This window comes from Pseudoalteromonas sp. NFXS39 (assembly GCF_040148775.1).
Classification (GTDB): Bacteria; Pseudomonadota; Gammaproteobacteria; order Enterobacterales; family Alteromonadaceae; genus Pseudoalteromonas; species Pseudoalteromonas apostichopi.
Map to the genome: position 1 here is coordinate 94,594 of NZ_JAGDEC010000010.1, position 20,345 is coordinate 114,938.

At 42.2% G+C, this 20,345-nt stretch carries 14 protein-coding genes; 11 read left to right on the plus strand and 3 right to left on the minus strand.

Going from position 1 to position 20,345, the window contains the following annotated elements; translation table 11 throughout:
• The first annotated feature begins 74 nt into the window (after positions 1-74).
• From J3455_RS17265 to J3455_RS17305, 9 genes are all read left to right on the plus strand, one after another.
• A complete protein-coding gene (locus J3455_RS17265; protein ID WP_349562102.1) occupies positions 75-1,337 on the plus strand; it encodes a peptide deformylase in 1,263 nt (420 codons plus the stop codon).
• Positions 1,338-1,353: 16 nt separating this feature from the next.
• On the plus strand, positions 1,354-2,730 hold the full coding sequence (locus tag J3455_RS17270) for an SH3 domain-containing protein (protein ID WP_349562103.1): 1,377 nt from the start codon (positions 1,354-1,356) through the stop codon (positions 2,728-2,730).
• A gap of 8 nt (positions 2,731-2,738) precedes the next feature.
• Positions 2,739-3,851 (plus strand): dipeptide epimerase, encoded by a 1,113-nt coding sequence (locus J3455_RS17275; protein ID WP_130050798.1) that lies wholly within the window; start codon positions 2,739-2,741, stop codon positions 3,849-3,851.
• Positions 3,848-4,597, plus strand: a complete 750-nt coding sequence (locus J3455_RS17280; RefSeq protein ID WP_256854179.1) for a L,D-transpeptidase family protein — start codon at positions 3,848-3,850, stop codon at positions 4,595-4,597. The genes J3455_RS17275 and J3455_RS17280 overlap by 4 nt, the downstream gene beginning before the upstream one ends.
• An 80-nt stretch (positions 4,598-4,677) precedes the next feature.
• Positions 4,678-6,246 carry a sodium:solute symporter gene (locus J3455_RS17285; protein WP_349562104.1) on the plus strand — a complete coding sequence of 523 codons (1,569 nt, stop codon included), beginning with the start codon at positions 4,678-4,680 and terminating at the stop codon, positions 6,244-6,246.
• Positions 6,247-7,158 carry a glucosamine kinase nucleotide-binding domain-containing protein gene (locus J3455_RS17290; protein ID WP_349562105.1) on the plus strand — a complete coding sequence of 304 codons (912 nt, stop codon included), beginning with the start codon at positions 6,247-6,249 and terminating at the stop codon, positions 7,156-7,158.
• Complete coding sequence (gene murQ, locus J3455_RS17295) at positions 7,148-8,083, plus strand: N-acetylmuramic acid 6-phosphate etherase (RefSeq protein ID WP_349562106.1); 936 nt, start codon at positions 7,148-7,150, stop codon at positions 8,081-8,083. The genes J3455_RS17290 and murQ overlap by 11 nt, the downstream gene beginning before the upstream one ends.
• Positions 8,083-9,261, plus strand: a complete 1,179-nt coding sequence (locus J3455_RS17300; RefSeq protein ID WP_256854177.1) for an exo-beta-N-acetylmuramidase NamZ family protein — start codon at positions 8,083-8,085, stop codon at positions 9,259-9,261. The genes murQ and J3455_RS17300 overlap by 1 nt, the downstream gene beginning before the upstream one ends.
• 153 nt (positions 9,262-9,414) lie before the next feature.
• Positions 9,415-9,846 carry an energy transducer TonB gene (locus tag J3455_RS17305; protein ID WP_349562107.1) on the plus strand — a complete coding sequence of 144 codons (432 nt, stop codon included), beginning with the start codon at positions 9,415-9,417 and terminating at the stop codon, positions 9,844-9,846.
• 70 nt (positions 9,847-9,916) lie between these two features.
• Here the strand turns inward: J3455_RS17305 and J3455_RS17310 are convergent, their stop codons facing one another.
• Positions 9,917-12,937, minus strand: a complete 3,021-nt coding sequence (locus J3455_RS17310; RefSeq protein WP_349562108.1) for a carboxypeptidase regulatory-like domain-containing protein — start codon at positions 12,935-12,937, stop codon at positions 9,917-9,919.
• 377 nt (positions 12,938-13,314) lie between these two features.
• Complete coding sequence (locus J3455_RS17315; protein WP_054560797.1) at positions 13,315-14,160, minus strand: MurR/RpiR family transcriptional regulator; 846 nt, start codon at positions 14,158-14,160, stop codon at positions 13,315-13,317.
• A 337-nt stretch (positions 14,161-14,497) separates the two neighbouring features.
• Between J3455_RS17315 and pbp4b the strand changes: the two genes are divergently transcribed.
• Both pbp4b and J3455_RS17325 read left to right on the plus strand, forming a co-directional pair.
• The gene (gene pbp4b, locus J3455_RS17320; RefSeq protein WP_349562109.1) at positions 14,498-16,945 is read left to right on the plus strand and encodes a penicillin binding protein PBP4B; all 2,448 of its coding nucleotides are present in this window, start codon (positions 14,498-14,500) and stop codon (positions 16,943-16,945) included.
• 94 nt (positions 16,946-17,039) lie between these two features.
• Positions 17,040-18,416 carry a Na+/H+ antiporter NhaC family protein gene (locus J3455_RS17325; protein WP_297330955.1) on the plus strand — a complete coding sequence of 459 codons (1,377 nt, stop codon included), beginning with the start codon at positions 17,040-17,042 and terminating at the stop codon, positions 18,414-18,416.
• A gap of 441 nt (positions 18,417-18,857) precedes the next feature.
• Here the strand turns inward: J3455_RS17325 and J3455_RS17330 are convergent, their stop codons facing one another.
• A complete protein-coding gene (locus tag J3455_RS17330) occupies positions 18,858-19,994 on the minus strand; it encodes a PQQ-dependent sugar dehydrogenase (RefSeq protein ID WP_167659074.1) in 1,137 nt (378 codons plus the stop codon).
• Between the last annotated feature and the right edge of the window lie 351 nt (positions 19,995-20,345).

Genomic DNA, 20,345 nt, shown 5'->3' on the forward strand with positions numbered 1-20,345 from the left:
AAAATAACAAGTGGGAATTTTATTTTATGTATGCGAAAGGTGCATATCAAAAACGGCTGGCTATAAGTTGCGGCTTGATGCTTTTGACTGGTTGTGAAGCGAACACAGAAAAAACCCCATTAACCGACCAACAATACTTTGAGCAGGTAATGTTAGCTCCCGCTATTTTGCCAAAAGATTTAAAAAATACTGGTTGCTTATCACTGGAAGGTGAAAGTCAGCAGCCAGGCTATAAATCAGCAACTGAGGTTAATTATCAACAGGCAGGTTGGCAAAACAGAGTGGCGGCCGATTGGCAGTATTTCTTAGCCTCTGAGCAGCCAGGTAAATTTCTATTAATAGATTATCAAGTACAGGCAGGGCAGCTAGCCTATCGCTATTTAAGTGATGGCAGCCATAATGAATTGTATGAGCCTTGGAGCTCATCAAAAATTCAAGCATTTAGCGGTGCGCTATCTAAAGTAAGACAAACCCACCCAGAGCTTGGTGCAACGCTCTATGCAGGTGATACAGCGCTGGCAGATTTGATCAGCAGTATTAATAGCTATGAAGCATTTGGTAAAGCCGATGGCAACTCAAATGCTATTGCCAGTTATTTTGTGAATGTGGCAGGGCGAGAGTACTTACGTGGACTTTTTAATGATGGCTGGCTCAAACTACAGGATGAGCGTTTGTTATTTAACGGCGCATATGGCTCAGAGCAGTTTATGCCATCAGACGAGTATTGGCATAACCCTGCAAATAATGAGCTTGATGCAAAAGTCGTTCATTATATAACAAGCAGTGATGATCCCGGCTATTTAGGATATCGTTGCGACAGTTGTGGCTTAACGGGCAACAAAGCAATGACTACACTTGCTCAAGCTGAATGGTTAAAGCGCTTGGTTAGTCACCAGCGTGAGCCAAGTACACAAATGCCTTATTTACAAGCAAGTGATGTTGATGTGCTACTTAACGGCACAGGTCATACCTACGAACAGGCTCAAGTAGGCGGCATGATGGTAGGTATCAGTCATATTGTTACAAATGCGTTGGCAGATGTTATTGCGCCAAATGATAGTCGCTCTGCAAAAGAGGTGCTCGATAGCGCAACCAATGGGCAGTGGCGTGTATGGCAAAAAATTGGTTGGGGACCAAGTGAAACGCGCTCCACCACAGAAGCCGTGATGCTGGCACATGTGTGTCTAGGAAATTATCAAGGTGGGCGTGAGTTTACATTTAGTGTACAGCAGTCAACTCAGGGGGCTGACGAAGCCAATTTGCCGACAGTCGGTAAGCAAATGCAGCAAAAATTGCAGCATGCTTTTACAAAATTATTAGATTCACGCTTTCAATAAGAATTAAGGTACAGCTATGCGTCGTTCAATTATCGCTTTATCAATTACTTTAGGTGTTGCCTTTAGTGCACCCATGCATGCCGAAGGTTGGCAATCAGATGTTATCGGGGTCACGCAGTCACAGCTTTCTCCTAGCTACTGGTTAGCGCAAGGGTCATCGGCAAAAATGATTATGACGGAGGCTCAAATTGCTGCCTTCAACGAAAAACTTATTAAAGATAATAAATACATTGTTGATCCACTGTCTTTCCAAAAATCGCTCAGTAAAGACGAGCTAACAAGTGCCATCCACTCTGCAAGTGCAATTCCAAAAAGCCCGCGTTTTTTTACCGATGGCCGACAACTCACTGCGAAAGATTTTGCTAAATATCAGGCTAACTTAAATCTTAACAAAGTCGCAGATACTAATAAGGTGCGTTTTGCAGTGGTAGTTAAACGTACTGCATTACGTACATTTCCAACTTGGGATCGGGTTTTAAATAGTGGCCTTGATCAAGACTTAGATCGCTTCCAAGAAAGTGGCATGTTCCCGGGTGAGGCTGTGGCTGTATTACATCAAAGCGCAGATAAAAAGTGGTTGTTAGTACGTGCTTACAACTACTTAGCATGGGCACCTGCCGAAGATCTTGCCTTTGCTGATGCGGATAAAATAAAAGCTTATCGTGAACAAGATAACTTCTTGGTTGTTACAGGTGCAAAAGTAAATACTGCTTATGTGCCAAACGATGAAAGCCGCTCAGAAGTGCAACTAGATATGGGGGTACGCTTACCCTTAGTTGATCGTGAGAAAGTACCTTATTTGCTAAACGGCCAAAATAGCTATGCCAGCCATGTTGTACAGTTACCTACTCGTGATGAGCAAGGTCAACTTGTAATTAAACCAGCGATGATCAGCAAAACTGCCGATGTAAATTTAGGTTACTTAGACTACAACGAGCAAAATCTAATTAAACAAGGCTTTAAGTTTTTAGGTGAGCGTTATGGTTGGGGGCATGATTACAATGGCCGCGACTGCACCGGGTTTGTTGGTGAAATCTATAAAAGCTTTGGCCTATTAATGCCGCGTAATTCAGGGCAGCAAGGCAGTAGTGAATACGGGCAAAATAATCGTTTTGATAAGAATACCGCTGCGGATGCCAAGATACCAACGGTTAAAAATATGGCGATTGGCGATCTGATCTATATTCCTGGTCACGTGATGATGTACTTAGGGGAGCATCACGGCGAGCCGTATGTTATTCATGATGTCAAAGGATTAGGTTACAACAAAGGCGATGGCAGCTTTTATAGTAGTGCCTTGAATGGGGTGTCTGTGACACCTTTATTGCCACTAAGATTATCTCAAGAAACCAGTTATTTAGACCGTGTTTATAACATTAAGCGTATTCGCTAGAGGCCGATATGAAAATTAAAGCTGTTCGCTTTGCAAAGCTCAAAGTGCCGTTAGTTACCCCATTTAAAACAGCACTGAGAGAAGTGAGTTTTATCGAAGACTTAGTGGTTTTAATCGACACTGAATGTGGTCAAACTGGCTATGGCTCAGCGGCCTCAACACCGGTTATCACTGGTGATACCCATCAAGGGATGATAGCGGTCATTAAGCAGTTTATTGCGCCTAAGTTGGTGGGGCAAGAAATTGAAAACATCAACCAGCTCACTCAAATTATTCAATCAACCGTGGTTGGCAACAGTAGCGCAAAAGCCGCCCTAGAGCTGGCTGTGTACGACTTGTGGGGTAAGCTCTATCAAGCACCTTTATATAAGTTACTTGGCGGCGGTAAGTCAGAACTTAAAACGGATATTACCATTAGCGTCGATAACATAGATAAAATGCTCAGTGACTGTCAGCTAGCCGTTGAGCAGGGCTTTGACGTATTAAAAATAAAAATTGGCAATAACCTTAATCAAGATATTGAACGTGTCAAAGCAATCCACGCGGGCTTTGCTGCTAAGGCGCAATTACGTTTAGATGTAAACCAAGGTTGGAATGCCAAACAAACTGTGTTTGCATTACAACAACTTGAGCAAGCTGGCGTGGTGTTAGAGTTAGTTGAGCAACCAGTAAAAAGCAGTGACTTTCAAGGCCTCAAATATATTACTGAGCGGGTGAATACACCGATTATGGCTGATGAAAGCGCCTTTTCACCTAAGCAAGTAATCCAGCTTTTAGAGTTGGGAGCGGTTGATATTATCAACATCAAGTTAATGAAAACGGGCGGTTTAAGCCGGGCAATTGAGATTGCTAACATCACAGCCCAATATCAAGCTGAATGTATGATTGGTTGTATGCTAGAGGGCAGTATTGCTGTCGCAGGGGCTGCACATTTAGCTTCTGCCAAAGCACAACAAATCAGTAAAATTGACCTAGATGGTCCAGCTCTTGGTCAGTATGACCCTGTACAAGGTGGGGTTGAGTTTATCGGCCCTCAAATAAGCTTATCGGATAAACCAGGTCTTGGTATTGAATCAATAAAAGGGCTTGAACTAATAACAAACGGAGTATGGCCAGCATGAAAAAACTAGTTAGTCTTATTGCAGCTATGAGTTTAACGGCTTGTGCAAGCAAAGAGTCACCTAAACCTGTTATTGATAACAGTCATCAGCAACTCGTGGTGGTGGTCGCTAATGACAGTGATGCTATTGATGCCACGCTGTATCGCTTTGAAAAAGACGCCGGTAAATGGCAACAACAAGGCGAACAACATGCGGTAGTACTTGGTCGTACCGGTCTTGCTTGGGGAGTGGGGCTGCACCCTGCACAACCAGGTCAGCAAAAACAAGAAGGGGATGGTAAAGCGCCTGCTGGTATTTTTGAGCTAGGTACTGCATTTGGGTATTTAGATTCATTACAAACGAACCTAAGTTATCAAGCAATGACTGCAAACGATTACTGCATTGATGTGAAAGGCTCGCCTTTTTACAATCAACTGGTCGACAAAACACAAGTAGGCGAAGACGCAGTAAAAGACTCTTCAGAATGGATGCGCCGTGATATATACAGCCAAGATAATTTGTATAAAAAAGGCATCGTTGTTAAGCATAATCCAAGCAATATCAATGGCGCGGGTAGTTGTATCTTTATGCATTTATGGCGTGCGCCTAGCAAGCCTACAGCTGGTTGTACAGCAATGACAGAACGCAATATGGACGCTTTGCTTGCTTGGTTAGATGAACGTAAAAAGCCTTTATTAGTCAGCTTGACCAAGGCGCAATATCAACAAAAGCAAAGTCAGTGGCAATTACCTAACTTAGCTGAATAAAAATAATAAAATAAAAGTATTTTAATTCTGTCATAATGATGGAATAATATATTCCATTGAGGTTTGGGTTAGGATAATAAATGAGTGCAAATTACGCTTTACTTGATTGGCTAGTATTCGCAAGTTACGGTGCAATTTTATTGCTAAGTGGCTGGTGGTTTAATCGCAAACGCGCTAACTCAAGCCAAGATTTTTTTCTAGGCGGAAATAGTATGCCAACTTGGATGGTGGCTATTTCTGTTTTAGCTACCTCACAATCTGCAGCAACCTTTATCGGTGGGCCAGATCAAGGCTATCAAGGTGACTTTTCCTACATAGCCACTAATATCGGTGCGTTTATTGCCGCCTTTGTCGTATCGGCATTTTTAATTCCAAAGTTCTATCAGCAAAAAGTATTTACGGTTTATGAGCTACTAGAAAAACGCATCGGTCCAAAGGCAAAGCGTCGTAGTGGCTTGATGTATTTATTTGGCCGTGTGTTTGCCAGTGGTGCGCGTTTGTACATGGCGGCCATTGCCGTGGCGATGATTTTATACGGAAATATAGATGCAGACAGTGTGGTTATAGCTACTCTGGTGTTAGCACTTGCTGGCTTGCTTTATACCTTTTTGGGGGGGATTCGCAGTGTTATTTACTCAGACGTGTTGCAAAGTATTGTTTACGTGAGTGCTGCTATAGCGGTCATATGGAGCTTACTTGCCGTTATTCCTGCTGATTTTTCGACTATTATCGCAACACTCAATGAGCCAAGCCCAGGTGCAGATTCTAAACTAGCACTGTTTAAATTTGATTTAGATTTTGGCCCGTCTGGGGTGTTTAACATGGCCTCTGTTTTAACAGGTTTTGTACTTTTAAACATCGCTGCATTTGGATTAGACCAAGATATGACGCAGCGTTTATTAACCTGTAAAAGCTCTAAAGAAGGCAGTAAGGCGTTATTACTATCTGTAGTGATGGTGATTCCCGTTATGGCTATTTTTATCTTTATAGGTTTTCTGCTTTATATTGTTTATCAGCAACCTGCATTGATGAACAGCGAGGCAGGCCAAGCCGTTGTACAAGAGTTTAATGGCGAAAAAATCACAATCTTTATGTACTACGTATTGAACGAAGTACCAGCAGGAGTTAAAGGTTTGGTGAGCGTTGGTATTATTGCTGCCGCTATTTCTACGTTGAACTCAGGGCTTAGTTCGATGTCTTCAGTCATCGTACAAGATATCTATCGTCCGTATTTAGAAAAACATAATAAACAAGTTAGTGATCATCACTTTGTCAAAGCAGGTCGTGTCGGTATGGCAGTGGTGAGCCTTGCCTTAGCGCTAATGGCTATTCTTTGTTATTTCTGGCAGCAATACAGTGATATGCCATTATTAAAATTTGCTTTAAGTGTGATGGTGTTCTCGTACAGTGGCTTGTTAGGTGTGTACTTTACGACGTTGTTCACCAAACGTGGCAGTGAAGGCTCAGTGTTAGCTGCGCTGATAGCAGGTTTTATGGTGACCTTATTAATGCAGCCATACATGATTGACTGGTTACTACCTGAGACAATGCGTTTTTACCTAGGATTTACTTGGCAACTGTGTATAGGCACTTTGCTTGCGACACTTGTGTGTTGCTTTGGTAAATCATCGAACGAGAAGAGTGCATAAATGGCAGTTCGCTATATTCTAGCCATTGATGGTGGCGGCACTAAAGTGTTAGCTGAGCTTAAGGAGCTGGCAAGTGATGCTGTTTTTCATGCTCAGGCCGGTTCGGCGTCAATTTCGAATGATCTTGATTTAGCGTTAGAAAATATTGTTAAAGTGACCCGCGATGTATGCCAGCAAAGTGGTGCAGAGCCAAGTGAAATCGTCACCGTTATGGGGGTGGCTGGTGGCTCATCGGTAAGCCTTGCTGAGCAATTAAAAGTGATGCTTAAACTGGTGTACGAAATTGAATTTGCCAGTTTGCAAATCACCAGTGATGCAATTACTTCATTATATGGTGCAAACCTTGGCGAGCCATGTGTAGTTATTGCACTTGGCACAGGTGCTGTCGGAGCAAGATTAAATGCTCAAAAGCAAACAAAGTTGGTTAGTGGCTGGGGCTTTACTGTTGATGATTTTGGCGGTGGTGCCCGTATAGGTCTTATGGCTGTGCAGCAATTATTAAACGATATAGATATTTATGATTTACCAAAAAGCCGATTAACGATTCGTTTGAGTGAGCAGCTAGGATGCACTCGACAAGCAATTAGTAGTTGGCTTAAACAAGCAAAACCTGCGGACTATGCAGCATTTAGTCCTTTAGTGTTTAGCTTGAAAAATGACTGTAAAGCGGCAAGTAGTGTATTAACAGAGCACACTCAATCGGTAGTTCAGTTAATTAATAAAAGCCGAGGAAACTCACTATTACCAGTGATTTTAATTGGTGGTTTGGCGAAAGTTAGCCAACCATTATTGCCACTTGCTTTACAAAACGAATTATCTCCTTGCAAGGGAGATTCATTAACTGGTGCTGCGATTTTAGCAGCAGAGCATTACCATGACATTATTGAAAAAGGACAACCCAATGAGCCCTGAGCACGTATTTAAGCAACAGCGTGAGTTACTCGAAGAGTTAAACGGCATTGTCTCCGAAGGACAAAACCCAGACACTTTGGATATCGATCTGCTCAGCTCCACTGAGATCCTCACTAAAATCAATAATGAAGATCACAAAGTGGCTGAGGCGGTTAAATTAGTTATCCCGCAAATTAGTGAAGCGGTAGACCACGTAGTCGAAGCCTTTCAAAATGGCGGTAGGTTGATTTACATTGGGGCAGGCACTAGTGGTCGTTTAGGGATTTTGGATGCGGTTGAATGTGCTCCTACCTATAGCGTGAGCGATCAGCAAGTGTTGGGTATTATTGCCGGTGGTGACACTGCTGTTAAGAAGGCTGTTGAAGGTGCTGAAGATAGTACGACACTTGCCGTTGAAGACTTAAAAAATGTTAATTTAACCAGCAAAGACGTGGTGGTTGGCATTGCTGCCAGTGGCCGTACTCCTTATGTTTGCTCGGCAATTGAATACGCTAAATCACTCGGTTGTGTGACTGTGGGTGTCACATGTAATCCAAATTCAGCAGTGATGCTTTTACCTCAAATCGGCATTTGTCCTGTTGTTGGAGCTGAAGCCGTAACTGGCTCAACACGAATGAAATCTGGCACTGCGCAGAAACTCGTACTTAATATGCTAAGTACAGCTAGCATGATCCGCACTGGCAAGGTGTATAAAAACCTGATGGTTGATGTGAATGCTAGTAATGAAAAACTATATGCTCGTGCTATTCGTATTGTTATGCAAGCAACAGACTGTACTCAGCAGCAAGCTGTTGATGCATTAAAGCAAGCAGATCAAAGTGCTAAACTTGCTATTTTAATTGTGCTAACAGGAAAACCTGCGCCTGAAGCAAAACAGTTACTTTCAAAAGCCGGCGGCTTTTTACGTAAGGCGGTTGAAGAATAATGCGTTTTTTAGCTGTTTTACTCGTTAGTTGTTTCGCGCTTTTAGGTTGCCAAGAAACGCCTGTACAAGCACCTGAGAAAACCCAGCCTTTGCAAGTGGGGGCTGCTAATTTTCAAGCCTACGTTCCAGCACTAAAAGGTAAACGTGTCGGGTTAGTGGTTAATCAAACATCAGTCGTTAATGGTCAACATTTGGTTGATGCATTACTGGATAGAGGCGTTGTCGTTAGCAAAATATTTGCCCCTGAGCATGGCTTTCGCGGCGATCATGACGCTGGAGCTCATGTTAAAAGCACAGTAGATGCTAAAACTGGCATCGATGTTGTATCGATTTATGGCAGTAACAAAAAACCAAGCCCTGAGATGCTTACAGATTTAGATGTCATTATTTTTGATATTCAAGATGTCGGTGTGCGTTTTTACACTTACATCAGCTCAATGCACTACGTGATGGAAGCCGCTGCTGAAAATAGTAAAGAGGTTGTGGTACTAGACAGACCAAACCCGAATATTGCCTATGTTGATGGACCTATCCTTGACCCACAATTTCGTTCGTTTGTTGGCATGCACGAAATTCCTGTTTTGCACGGTATGACAGTGGCGGAACTTGCTCAAATGATTAAAGGTGAAGGCTGGATAAATGATGCTAATAAGCTTGAACTAAGCGTTGTGCCCGTTGCGAATTATGACCGTACTATGGCTTATGAGCTACCAATAAAGCCTAGCCCTAACTTACCGAATGCACAGTCAATTGCGCTTTATCCATCACTATGTTTCTTTGAAGCAACACCCGTGACTATTGGTCGTGGCACTGACTTTCCGTTCCAAGTGGTGGGCTATTCACCAGTAAAATTGGGTGAATTTAGTTTCACGCCAAGGGCGATTAAAGGCGCTTCAATGAACCCTAAATTCAAAGGAGTTGAAGTATTTGGTCAAGACTTACGAGATGCTGATATTCATGGCTTAGATTTAAGTGTGTTTATTTCGGCATACCAACAGCTGAGCGCGAATGATCAAGAATTTTTTGAACGCGCTGACTTTATGGACAAACTTGCAGGCACTGATAAATTGCGTTTAGCCATTGAAGCAGGCCAAACTGAGCAGCAAATAAAGCAAAGCTGGCAAGCCGATTTAAGTGCTTTTAAACGCAAGCGAGCCCCATATTTGCTGTATCAATAATAGCTAGATAACTAGATAAAAAAGAACGAGGCGCTTGCCTCGTTTTTTAATATCTCTAAAAATTAATTGTGGTATATTCAGGAACTTGTTTTCATACCAATTTGCTTAATTCAATTATGTATTATTACGAGTTGGTATCATTAAGGATATACCATGAAAGCTTATTTAAGCATTGCCGTACTTGCTTTACTAGCTGGCTGCTCACAACTCCCTAACACTTCAAAAAGTAACTCAACCGATGTACTCGACCTTCGTGATGATAAAAACGCAGCAGAGCAGTTGTGGACACTTAAAAATGCAACAAAGCCTAACTACCCAAAAGCAGCTTTAATATCTAAGCAGACGGGCTGTGCGCGCTTTGTAATTACCATTGATAATCAGGGTAATACCACCGATATTCGTTTTGTGGAGAGCTTCCCAGAAGGGCTGTTTGTCGATGTATCGCGAGAGTCGCTTAAAAGTTGGCAGTGGCAGGCAAGTACAAGTAACAGCGAGTCGCAAGCGATTATTCGCACTGTGCAGCTCGACTACTTTATGAAAGAAGCGACTAATTTAGCTGCGGCAAAAGCATTTTGTACAATTTAAGCTTTTGGCTTTTACTTTTTTCAGGCATAAAAAAAGGGCCGCAATAGCGGCCCCAACAGGATAAATTAACTTAGAACTTGAAGTTAAACGACAGCTGCACGCGACGTGGGCTGTAGTAGTTACGATATTCACCAAAGGTTTCTGACGAGACATATGGGTTATTGTTGTAACCTGTTTGACGGTCAAATACATTGAAGATATCAGCACGGAATTGTAGTTCCATGTCACCTGAGAACTTAAAGTCTTGGGTGTAGTTTAAGTCAAGTTGCCAATGGCTTGGGCTACGACGACTGCCTGCAGGCTCGCTGTAACGCGTTGTGCCATTTGAGTAACCGTAGATTGAACCATCCCATGCTTCCCAAGGTTTACCCGACTGGAATACAAAGTATGCACCAATGTTTGCATCCCATGGCACTGTATAGTAACCATAGACTTTTACTTTATGCGGTTTATCACCTGATAATGTGCCGTATTTGTAATCCCAAGGGTAACGACCACGGCCATCACCATAGTTTGATGAACCAATGAAGGTATTCGCATCTGTTGTTGCTGTGGTGTTATCTTGGTCGAAGTTACCGTAGTAATGACTCCAAACATAAGAAGCATTGATATAGCTGTTTTCACCTAGGTATTCAGCTTCGATGCTTGCTTCCCAATATTTAGTCTCGCCGCCATCTACTTCGGCAATAACATAAGATGAACCACCAATTTCATCGCGGATTTCAGCGAGGTTATCGACATAAAGGCCTTTGTCTGCAATATGTTGTGGTACGCCATCAGCATCAACGCCAGAGTAGTCAGTTAAGCGGGCATTGTTTGGCATATCTTCCCAGAAATGCGATGCCTTACGGTGACGAACATGAGCACGTAATACTAAATCAGAACCCACATATTTAGTGGTACCAAGTGTAAACTCTTTGATTTGACGAGGCGTTAAATCATCAGCAAATACTTTACCAGATGAACCTTGACGTGGTTCTGCGTAAATTACTTTACCCGCTTCATCAAATTCAACTTCGATTTCGGCACGGGTATTACGGTCCCAAGAGGCGGCACGTGCAAGTGAGCTTGCTTCAGGGTTATACATTGAGAAGTTAGCAAATACAGAGTCTTGATCTGCATAATTCCAATTCACACCTAAACGAGGCTGGATCATATCAGTCCAATCTGTTTGATACATTTCGTATTTTTCGCCTGGTGCTAACTCATAACCAGAGAGGGTACCAGATGCCGATTTAAGACCTTGACCATACCAAGTATCGCGGCTCACAAGCACACCCACATTGTAAGTCCAATCACCTACTTCAATGGTGTCGTTGATTTCGAAATTCAGCGTTTCCATTTCTGAGTTAATAGCAGAAACCGCATCGCCACCTGCTACTAAGCTCATTTGTTGCACGCGAGCACGGTAAATAACCGGCGCAGAGCTGCCTTCTTCTAAGCTTTCATCTAGGCCGCCAACATAAGAAATTCTACCCCAACCATTTGAAAGGCGAGACAGTACTTCTTTACTTTCTTTCCATTCACCACCTAAATGTAATGTATGGTAACTATCGCCCCAGCTAAATTCATGTTCTAGATTTAACTCAAAGCTATCACGGTAAAAGTCGATATTATCGTATTGGTAATACGCACCAACACCGCCGCCACCTCGCATTTGCCCATCTTCGGTATAACCGTATTGTGCAATTAGTGGTGCAGCGCCTGCATTATATGCAGCAATTTGCTCTGCTGTGTAGTTATCATCAGCATCTAATAAGCTTGGTACACTGAAGTAACCCATTTCAGTTAGATTACTTAAGTCAAGTTGACCCGTTAACGATGGTACTACAGATAGTTTTGTATCCGGAGTGGTACCAGACTCTATCTCTAATTTACTGTATTGGAATGAAAGAGTTGTTGCATCACCTAAAAGCCACGAACCATCTAAGGTAAAGATATCTTGGTCGGCTTCATCACCCGCAGAAACACTATCAGTTTCGTAAGCGCCAACAGAGCGACCTTCGATAGTTTTTTCTGAGGTACGCTGTGAAATATTAAGTAAAATATCGTCAGTAGGTGCCCAGGTTAACTTACCAAAGTATTCATCTCGGACATTTTTATAGTCTTTTACTTCACCATAGGCTGTATCTTTATTAGTACGAGTTTCTTCAGGACGATAATAAGATGTATAAAAATACAAGGTATCTTCAATAAGCGGGCCGCCTAAACTTGCTGTTAACCAGCTTTTATCTAGCTCATAGCTTTCTTGACCTGTTGGTGTTGCCACTAAACTCTTAGGTTGAACTTTGTATTCAACATTGCCGTGGAATTCGTCAGTACCTGATTTTGATACAGTGTTGATTGAGAAACCACCTGAGCGGTTAAAGCCAACGGCTTTTGCACCACCGCGGTCCATAGTAACGTAAGCAACGTCATGGGTTGATGGCTCAGATGCTAAGTTACCAAACATTGGGAGTGAAACATCTACGCCGTCAAAGCCGTAAGAGTTATCAACACCCGAACCACCTGCTGATGGACCAAGCGTTGCATTTTCTGATAGCTCAACACCCGGAACAAGTTTTAGTAGGTCACGGTAATCTTGACCAACTGGCACGCTGTTGATTGCTTCTTCGCCTAATGAGTTAGTCAGTGCAGACTTACCTTGGCGGAATAATTTACTGCCAGTAACTGTAATGACTTCAACGTTTTCGTTAGCACCGCCCATAGTGACATTTAAGCTTGATGTTTGCTCAAGTAAAACGTCGACAGTCATGGTTTGAATTACACCGTTTTTATCAGTGAAAGTCAGTTCATAAGTACCTGGTTTTAATTGCGGTAAGTCGTAGCTGCCATCTTCTCGCGTAACGACTGTACGTGGTTTTGGCATCACATTACTTTTTGCTGTAACTGTGATCCCCGCCAGTGACTGCTGCGCTTTAGGTGATGATACTTTACCTTTGATCCCGCCGGTTAGATTTGCAAAGGCTGGCGCGCTGGCTAGAGCTGCGGCCATAACAACACCGGTGAAGGCTGTTTTCTTTGCGCGAAGTGCATTGCTTGTCGCTTTTGCTATATAGCTCATTGCGAGTGTGGATGCATGTTGTTTCATTGTTTCCCGTCCTTATATTTATATGCTTTGCTGGACTACTTACCCAATTGAGACTTATGAACTTTAAAATTATGTTGCCCACATATTAAACAGGTGTTATCTAAGTTGGTCAAGAATATTTTTTCATTTAAAGGTTGGTTTTTAGGAATAAAATATATAACCGATTTTAGGTAAAGCTCAGTAATGACTTGCTTTAGCAGGGTGCTAATTTATTCTTAGTACAATTTTGTAAGAAATTATGACTTCTTAGTCAGTGGCTTAACAGAAGCATTATATGGGGTGAAGGCAGTATTGAGTCGTTAATTTAAGGTAAAATTCAGGCACTAAAAAAGCAGCCAGAGCTGCTTATTTGTGTTCTTATCGTAGAAAATAAGAAATTAGTTATTCTTAAATTCCCCAACAACTTCATTAGAATGTTCTAGTAACTTGCGACCTTGGCGGCTCGATTGCGTTAGGGCGATAAACAAAATGTCGATTACAAAATCTTGTGCCGTACGCGCTAAAATTGATGATAAACGCACAGATTCGCCTTCAGCAACCGAATAAAGCTTTACATCTGCTGAGTCGGCTACAAGGCTACTACCAAATTTTGTGACTGAGATCACCGAGCTTGAATTTTTCTTGGCTTGCTTTACAACTTCGGCAATTTCGCGAGTCATACCTGATTCACTTATCGCAATGACCAAATCACCTTTTGAAAACGTCGCCACATACGCAAGTTGTGCGTGCCCATCCGGCTCCGCAATTGCTGGCATACCGAGTTTTTGTAATTTATAAGAAAAATCTTTTGCAACCAGAGCCGAGCCACCTAAACCACAAATTAGAATGCGTTTTGCAGATTTTAATAGCTCTACTGCTTTTTCGACTGCCGGCGCTTCGTTTAGGTTCTTGGTTTCGGTTAATACCGCCAGTTTACTGCTTAATAGCTTTTCGGCGATTTGCTCTAGCGAGTCATTAAGGGTGATTTTACCATGTAGCTTAGGTTCGCTGCTTTCATCATTAAGGGCATCAATTACCGCAAGCTTAAAAGCAGGAAAGCCTTTATAACCTAATTTTTGTGAAAACTTCACCACACTTGATTGGCTTACACCAACCACTTTTGCTAGTTCAACCGATGATAAATTACGAATAGCATTCGCTGAATTTAACGTAAAGTCAGCAAGCTTGGCTTCGCTGCTCGATAGAGATTGACGTAAGGCTTTTATTTTTACAAAAGTAGACATAGGGCTCACTTTGTTTGCTTAACTTAGTCAAAACGCAAAGCAATGGTTCAATTATAAACACAGGGCTTGGGCGCATTGTTTGCTTAACATGACGACTTATTTTTGTTTTAGCTAACCTAAGTTTGGAATATTTTTCTTAATTTAGATGGAATAATATAGTTTTATTCCATAATAGATACAACACTAATTATTGAGATAGCTCTATTTTTAGTAGCTTATCGATAATATATGCTTTTTATTCTTTATTTGTGAAATAAAATATTTTACATGTTAAGTAGGTGTTGCTACTGTATTGCTGAGAATCGTCAACGCTTAAATCATCAGGTATGAATCTGTTATGAGTTTTACCCCTTTGAAAACATTTCTTAAACAGCTGTGTTATCTCAGTAGTGCGGCATTATTAGTAAGCTGTGCCAGTAATCCATATACCTACACACAGTCAGCTAATTATAGCCACCGTGTTAAGTTTTTAGTAATGCATTACACCGCAATTGATTACGAAAAATCAATGCACGCTTTAGTCGATGAAGGGGGCTTGAGCTCTCATTATTTATTACCTGAGTCAGGCGATCCAAGTTATCCAAAAGACGATTTAGAAATTATTCAGCTCGTTGATGAAAAAGACAGAGCATGGCACGCCGGACGCAGTTTTTGGCAAGGCCGAGAAGATTTAAATGACCATTCAATTGGTATTGAAATAGTGAATGTACCAACGTGTCATATTCCTGAGCAAACTAAGCTTGCGATGGAAAATGACGCTAGTAAGTTATGTATTTTTCCAGACTATGACGCCAAGCAAATAGAGCTATTAATAAAGTTAAGTAAAAATATTCTTGCTCGTAACCCTGATATTGGCCCAACTCAAGTTATTGGCCATTCTGATATAGCCCCAAGCCGTAAGAACGACCCTGGTCCGCGCTTTCCTTGGTATCAACTATATAAAGCGGGTATCGGTGCGTGGTACGACAGCGACACCCTTGATAAATATTGGCAAGTATTTAGTGCATCAAAACCATCAGTTGAGTTGATGCAAAAAGCGCTGCGCAGCTACGGCTATGAGGTGATTGCAACGGGGCAGCTTGATTCGCAAACGCTAGATGCTTTAAGTGCTTTTCAAATGCACTTTTTGCCTTGGCATGTAAGCGGTAATAATGATGCAAGAAGTGCTGCAGTGTTATTTGCTTTATTAGATAAATACTTTCCTAAAAAGCTTGAGCGATTATTCCAAGAATACCAGCAACAACAGCAAGCGGTTGAGCCAGAGCCAAAAACACTTTCTAATGCACAAGTAATCGCGCGAATTCCTGCGCTTGATCCGAGTAGTCGCGCGCTTGTTAACGACAGAGGTACATTTACAGCTTATAAAGGTCGCGGGGAGATCATCATTGAAAATCAGGATGCAACCAGTGCTGACATTTTTATAAATGGCGAAAAAATTAATATAGCATCGCCATTAACAGCTGAAAAAATATATCAATACAGTTTAGCTAAGCGTACCCATAATGGCATTAACACTTATAAAGTAGAGAATGTATTGCCTGAGGGGGCAAGCTTAACCTTGCGTTTTCCCTATCCAAAGCTGGACAAAAGCAGCTCACAAAAACGCTTTACTGCCGTTGATGAATTAATAAATCAAGAGATTAAAGAGGGCTTTCCGGGCGCTGTACTTGCCGTTGTTAAAGATGGCAAACTGATTAAATTAAGCCATTATGGTGTGGCTAAGAAGTATCATGCTGATGGCAGTGAACTTGCAAGCCCACAAGCTATGCAAAACGATACCTTGTTTGATATAGCTTCAAACTCAAAAATGTTTGCCACTAATTTTGCGCTGATGAAGCTTGCCAGCGAAGGGAAGCTCGACGTAGAAAAGCCACTGTTTTATTACCTACCAGAATTTAGAGGCAGCGGCCGTGAACAGCGTTTAGTAAAAGATTTACTCACCCACAGTGCGGGTTATCCTGCGGTGGTTGATTTTCATCGTAAAGACAATAAATTTGGTGAGCGCTTTTTTTCTCAAAACAGCCTGCGTACTAAAAACCTACTGTTAACAGGTGTCCCTTTCGTGGCTGGTCGTAACGTAAAACACCTATATTCTGATATCGATTATATGTTGCTAGGTGTACTGGTTGAACGCATTAGTGGTATGGCGCTCGATACTTATGTTGAAAGCCAAATTTATCAGCCGCTTGGTTTAACGCATACAGTTTATAACCCGCTGCAAAAAGGTTTTCTAGCCTCACAAATTGCCGCCACTGAGATTAATGGTAACACCCGAGGTGGACGCATCGAGTTTGAAAATATTCGTACCGATGTACTACAAGGTGAAGTACATGACGAAAAAGCGTTTTATGCCTTGGGTGGCGTAGCAGGACATGCAGGGCTTTTTAGTACCGCCAGTGACTTATCAGTGTTAATGCAAGTACTACTTAATGGTGGCGGCTACGATAACAAGCAGATTTTTACACCGCAAGTACTCGAACAATTTACAAAGCCAGAGGCGAGTGATGAGACCTATGGCTTAGGGTGGCGACGAGCGGGGCATCAAGCGCGTAAATGGCATTTTGGCCCTTATGCCAGCCCGCGAGCTTTTGGTCATACAGGCTGGACTGGCACTGTAACCGTAATAGATCCCGAGTATAACCTTGCCATCGTACTACTAACTAATGCTCGTCATACACCTATTGAAGGTTCGCAAGAAAATTACGAGTTTGTTGGCAAACGTTTCGAAACGGGTAAGTATGGCTCTATTATCTCACTGATTTATGAGAGTATATTAAATCACTAGTCGAATTAAGTTGAGTTTAGTGGCAAAGCCATTAAGCTTAGCGAGTTTTCGCATAATAAAAATAAAATGTTGTTCTTAATTTAAAAGGGTTTTTATGTCTTGGTATTCAATTTTACCACCCTTGATTGCTATCTTAATTGTGTTTTGGCGCAAAGAAGTGATCATGGCGTTATTGGTCGCGGTTGCGTCGTCTGAGTTTTTACTTGCTCTGAATGGTGAAGGTAATACCTTGTTTTTCACCTTTATCAATACCATTGAGCGAGTTATTGAAGTTGCCAGCTCCCCTGGTAATAGCCGTATCCTTATTTTTAGTATTCTAATTGGTGCTTTACTTGCTTACATTCGTGAATCTGGCGGTGTGGCTGCTACAGTTAATTTACTGATGAACAAAGGGGTTGCCAAAAGTAAGCGCCAAGTGGGTTACTTAACCATGTTTTCAGGTATTGCGGTATTCATTGAATCGAACTTAAGTGTATTAACCTCGGGGATTTTATCGCGTGGTTTATTCGATAAATTCAAAATGAGCCGAGCACGCCTTGCTTATATTATCGACAGTACCAGCGCTCCTGTGTGTATCTTAATCTTGCTAAATGGCTGGGGCGCTTACGTGCTGGGCCTACTTGGCAATTACGATATGGAAGAGTCGGCGGTATCGGTATTGTGGGGCAGTATTGGCTATAACTTTTACGCCATTATTACTTTGCTCATCGTGTTTTACACTATTACTTTTGACAAGGTACATGGCCCATTAAAGCAAGCTGAAGAAAATATTGAACAACAAGAAACCGAACTGACTGAAGAAGTTAAAGGCTCAAAAGCGCGTTATATGCTTGTTCCGCTTATTACTTTAATTGGTAGTATGGTTGGCTTTATGTTCTGGACTGGCGATGGTGATATTGCCAGTGGCAGTGGTTCTAAATCAGTGCTGTATGCAACTATTTTAGCGTGTGTTGTAGCTTACTTCTTAATGATCAGCTCTCGTGACTTTACTCACCATAAGCTGGTGGATATCGGCTTTAAAGGTATGGGAGAGCTGTTACCACTGGTTGCTATTGTATTGTTATCGCTGACCTTAGGCGCCAGCTTAAAAGACTTAGGTACAGGTGTGTTTGTAGCAGGCCTTGTGGGTGATTTCTTACCTATATACTTGGTTGTGCCAGTACTGTTTTTAACCGGTGCGGTGATTTCATTTACCACTGGTACCTCGTGGGGCACTTTCGCAATTCTTATTCCGATTGGTGTACCGCTCATTCAAGCTTTAGGGTTACCACCTTCATTGGTCATTGCGGCTATTTTAGGTGGTGGTGTGTTTGGCGATCACTGCTCGCCAATCTCAGATACCAGCGCGGTGTCGGCCATTGCATCTGGGTGTGATTTATTAACTCACGTAAAAACCCAAATGCCATACGCCTTATTCGGCGGCGCGTTAACCTTCATCGCTTACCTAGTGACAAGTATTATTGTTTTATAAGTAATAGCTTTAAGCTGTAAGCCTTAAGTTATAAATAAAAAACCACAGAGAAGTCTGTGGTTTTTTATTGCTTGAATTTCGATAACTCGCATATTCAAGTCTGATAGCCGTCAGCCGTCAGCCGTCAGCCGTCAGCCGTCAGCCGTCAGCCGTCAGCTGTCAGCTGTCAGCTGTCAGTTTGAAAGCTGATGGCTCGTTGAACCATCGTGCGAAATAAATTTCACGCCTACGGTATTCCTTTACTCTTTCCCCTTGTAACTCGCTAACTTGTTTTAAATCTGATAGCTGACGGCTGAAAGCTGATGGCTCTTTGAACCATCGCGCGAAATAAATTTCACGCCTACGAGGGGTAAACCCGCTGCTACCTAAAAGCTTGCGACTTTACTCTTGTAACTCGCTACCTTGTATTAAATCTGATAGCTGACGGCTGAAAACTGAAAGCTATATTTTCGGTACAACCTTATAAACACCCACACCATCAACACCAAGATATAAATCACCATTAGGATGGGTGGCAAGGCTGCGCACACGACCTACACCTTCAAATACCTTGCTGTGGCCTATTACTTTGTCACCATCAAGTTTCACCAAAACAAGATGACCAAACTTCATCGAGCCTACGGCAATGTGACCTTGCCACTGTGGGTATTTATCACTGGTGATAAACTCCATGCCTGATGGGGCAATTGAAGGCACCCAATACCAATCAGGTTGTTCCATTCCATCGCGACTGGTTTCGTCGGTAATTTTTGTACCAATGTAGTTGATCCCATAAGTGATCTCAGGCCAACCATAGTTTGCACCTGCTTTAACTATATTGATTTCATCGCCGCCACGAGGGCCATGTTCATGACTCCATATAACCCCCGTTTCAGGGTGCATTGCCATACCTTGAGGGTTACGGTGTCCATATGAATAAATGCTTTTGTGAGTTGTTTTATGGTTATAAAACGGGTTTGATTTAGGGATAGAACCATCGCTATTGATACGGTGAATTTTGCCTGCATCATAGTCAAGGCTTTGTGGGTGAACGTCTCTTTTGCCACGGTCGCCAATAGAGAAGTACAAGTAACCTTCTTTGTCGAACTCAATACGCGAACCATAGTGTTTTGTTGTTTTAATATTTGGCTCGCCATCAAACAATAATTGCTGATCGACGAGCGTCATATCTTTAAAGCGGGCGCGCATAATCGAGGTATTGTAACCCTCACCATCGCCTTCATAGCCCGAGTACGAAAAGTAAATCCAGCCATTTTCTGTAAAGTTCGGATCAAGCTCTATATCTAATAAGCCCCCTTGACCTTCATCATGTACTTTAGGTGTTCCTTTAACTGTTTGCTCAACGAGTTTGCCATCACGAATTAACCTAAGCTCACCACGTCTGTCGGTAACGAGTAAGTCGCGCTCGTTAAGCCAAGCCATACCCCAAGGTATTTGAATTCCTTCGCTTACTAATTCTAGTTTGTAGTTATTAGCGCTGGCGTCCAGAGGAATTTTTTGCTCCGGCTGGGCACAGGCTTGCAAACTCGACAAGCTAATCGAGGCGATGATTAAACTGTTAAACAAAGACCTTTTCATGGTAACTCCATAATATTTAAACACGATGTTACTAGCCTAGCTGGTTCAGCATTAAAGTGTTATTAACATTAGAGCAATGTGCGATTATTGGTAGGAAAAGCGAGGTAAAGAGCGGAGGTTTAGCCGTCAGTCTGAAAGCTGATGGCTCGTTGAACCATCGCTACGCGGGGTAAACCCGCTGCTACTTAAAAACTTGCGACTTTACTCTTGTAGCCCGCTAACTTGTTTTAAATCTGAGAGCTGACGGCTGAAAGTTGATGGCTCGTTGAACCATCGCGCGAAATAAATTTCACGCCTACGGTACTCCTTTACTCTTTCCCTTGTAACTCGCTAACTTGTTTTAAATCTGAT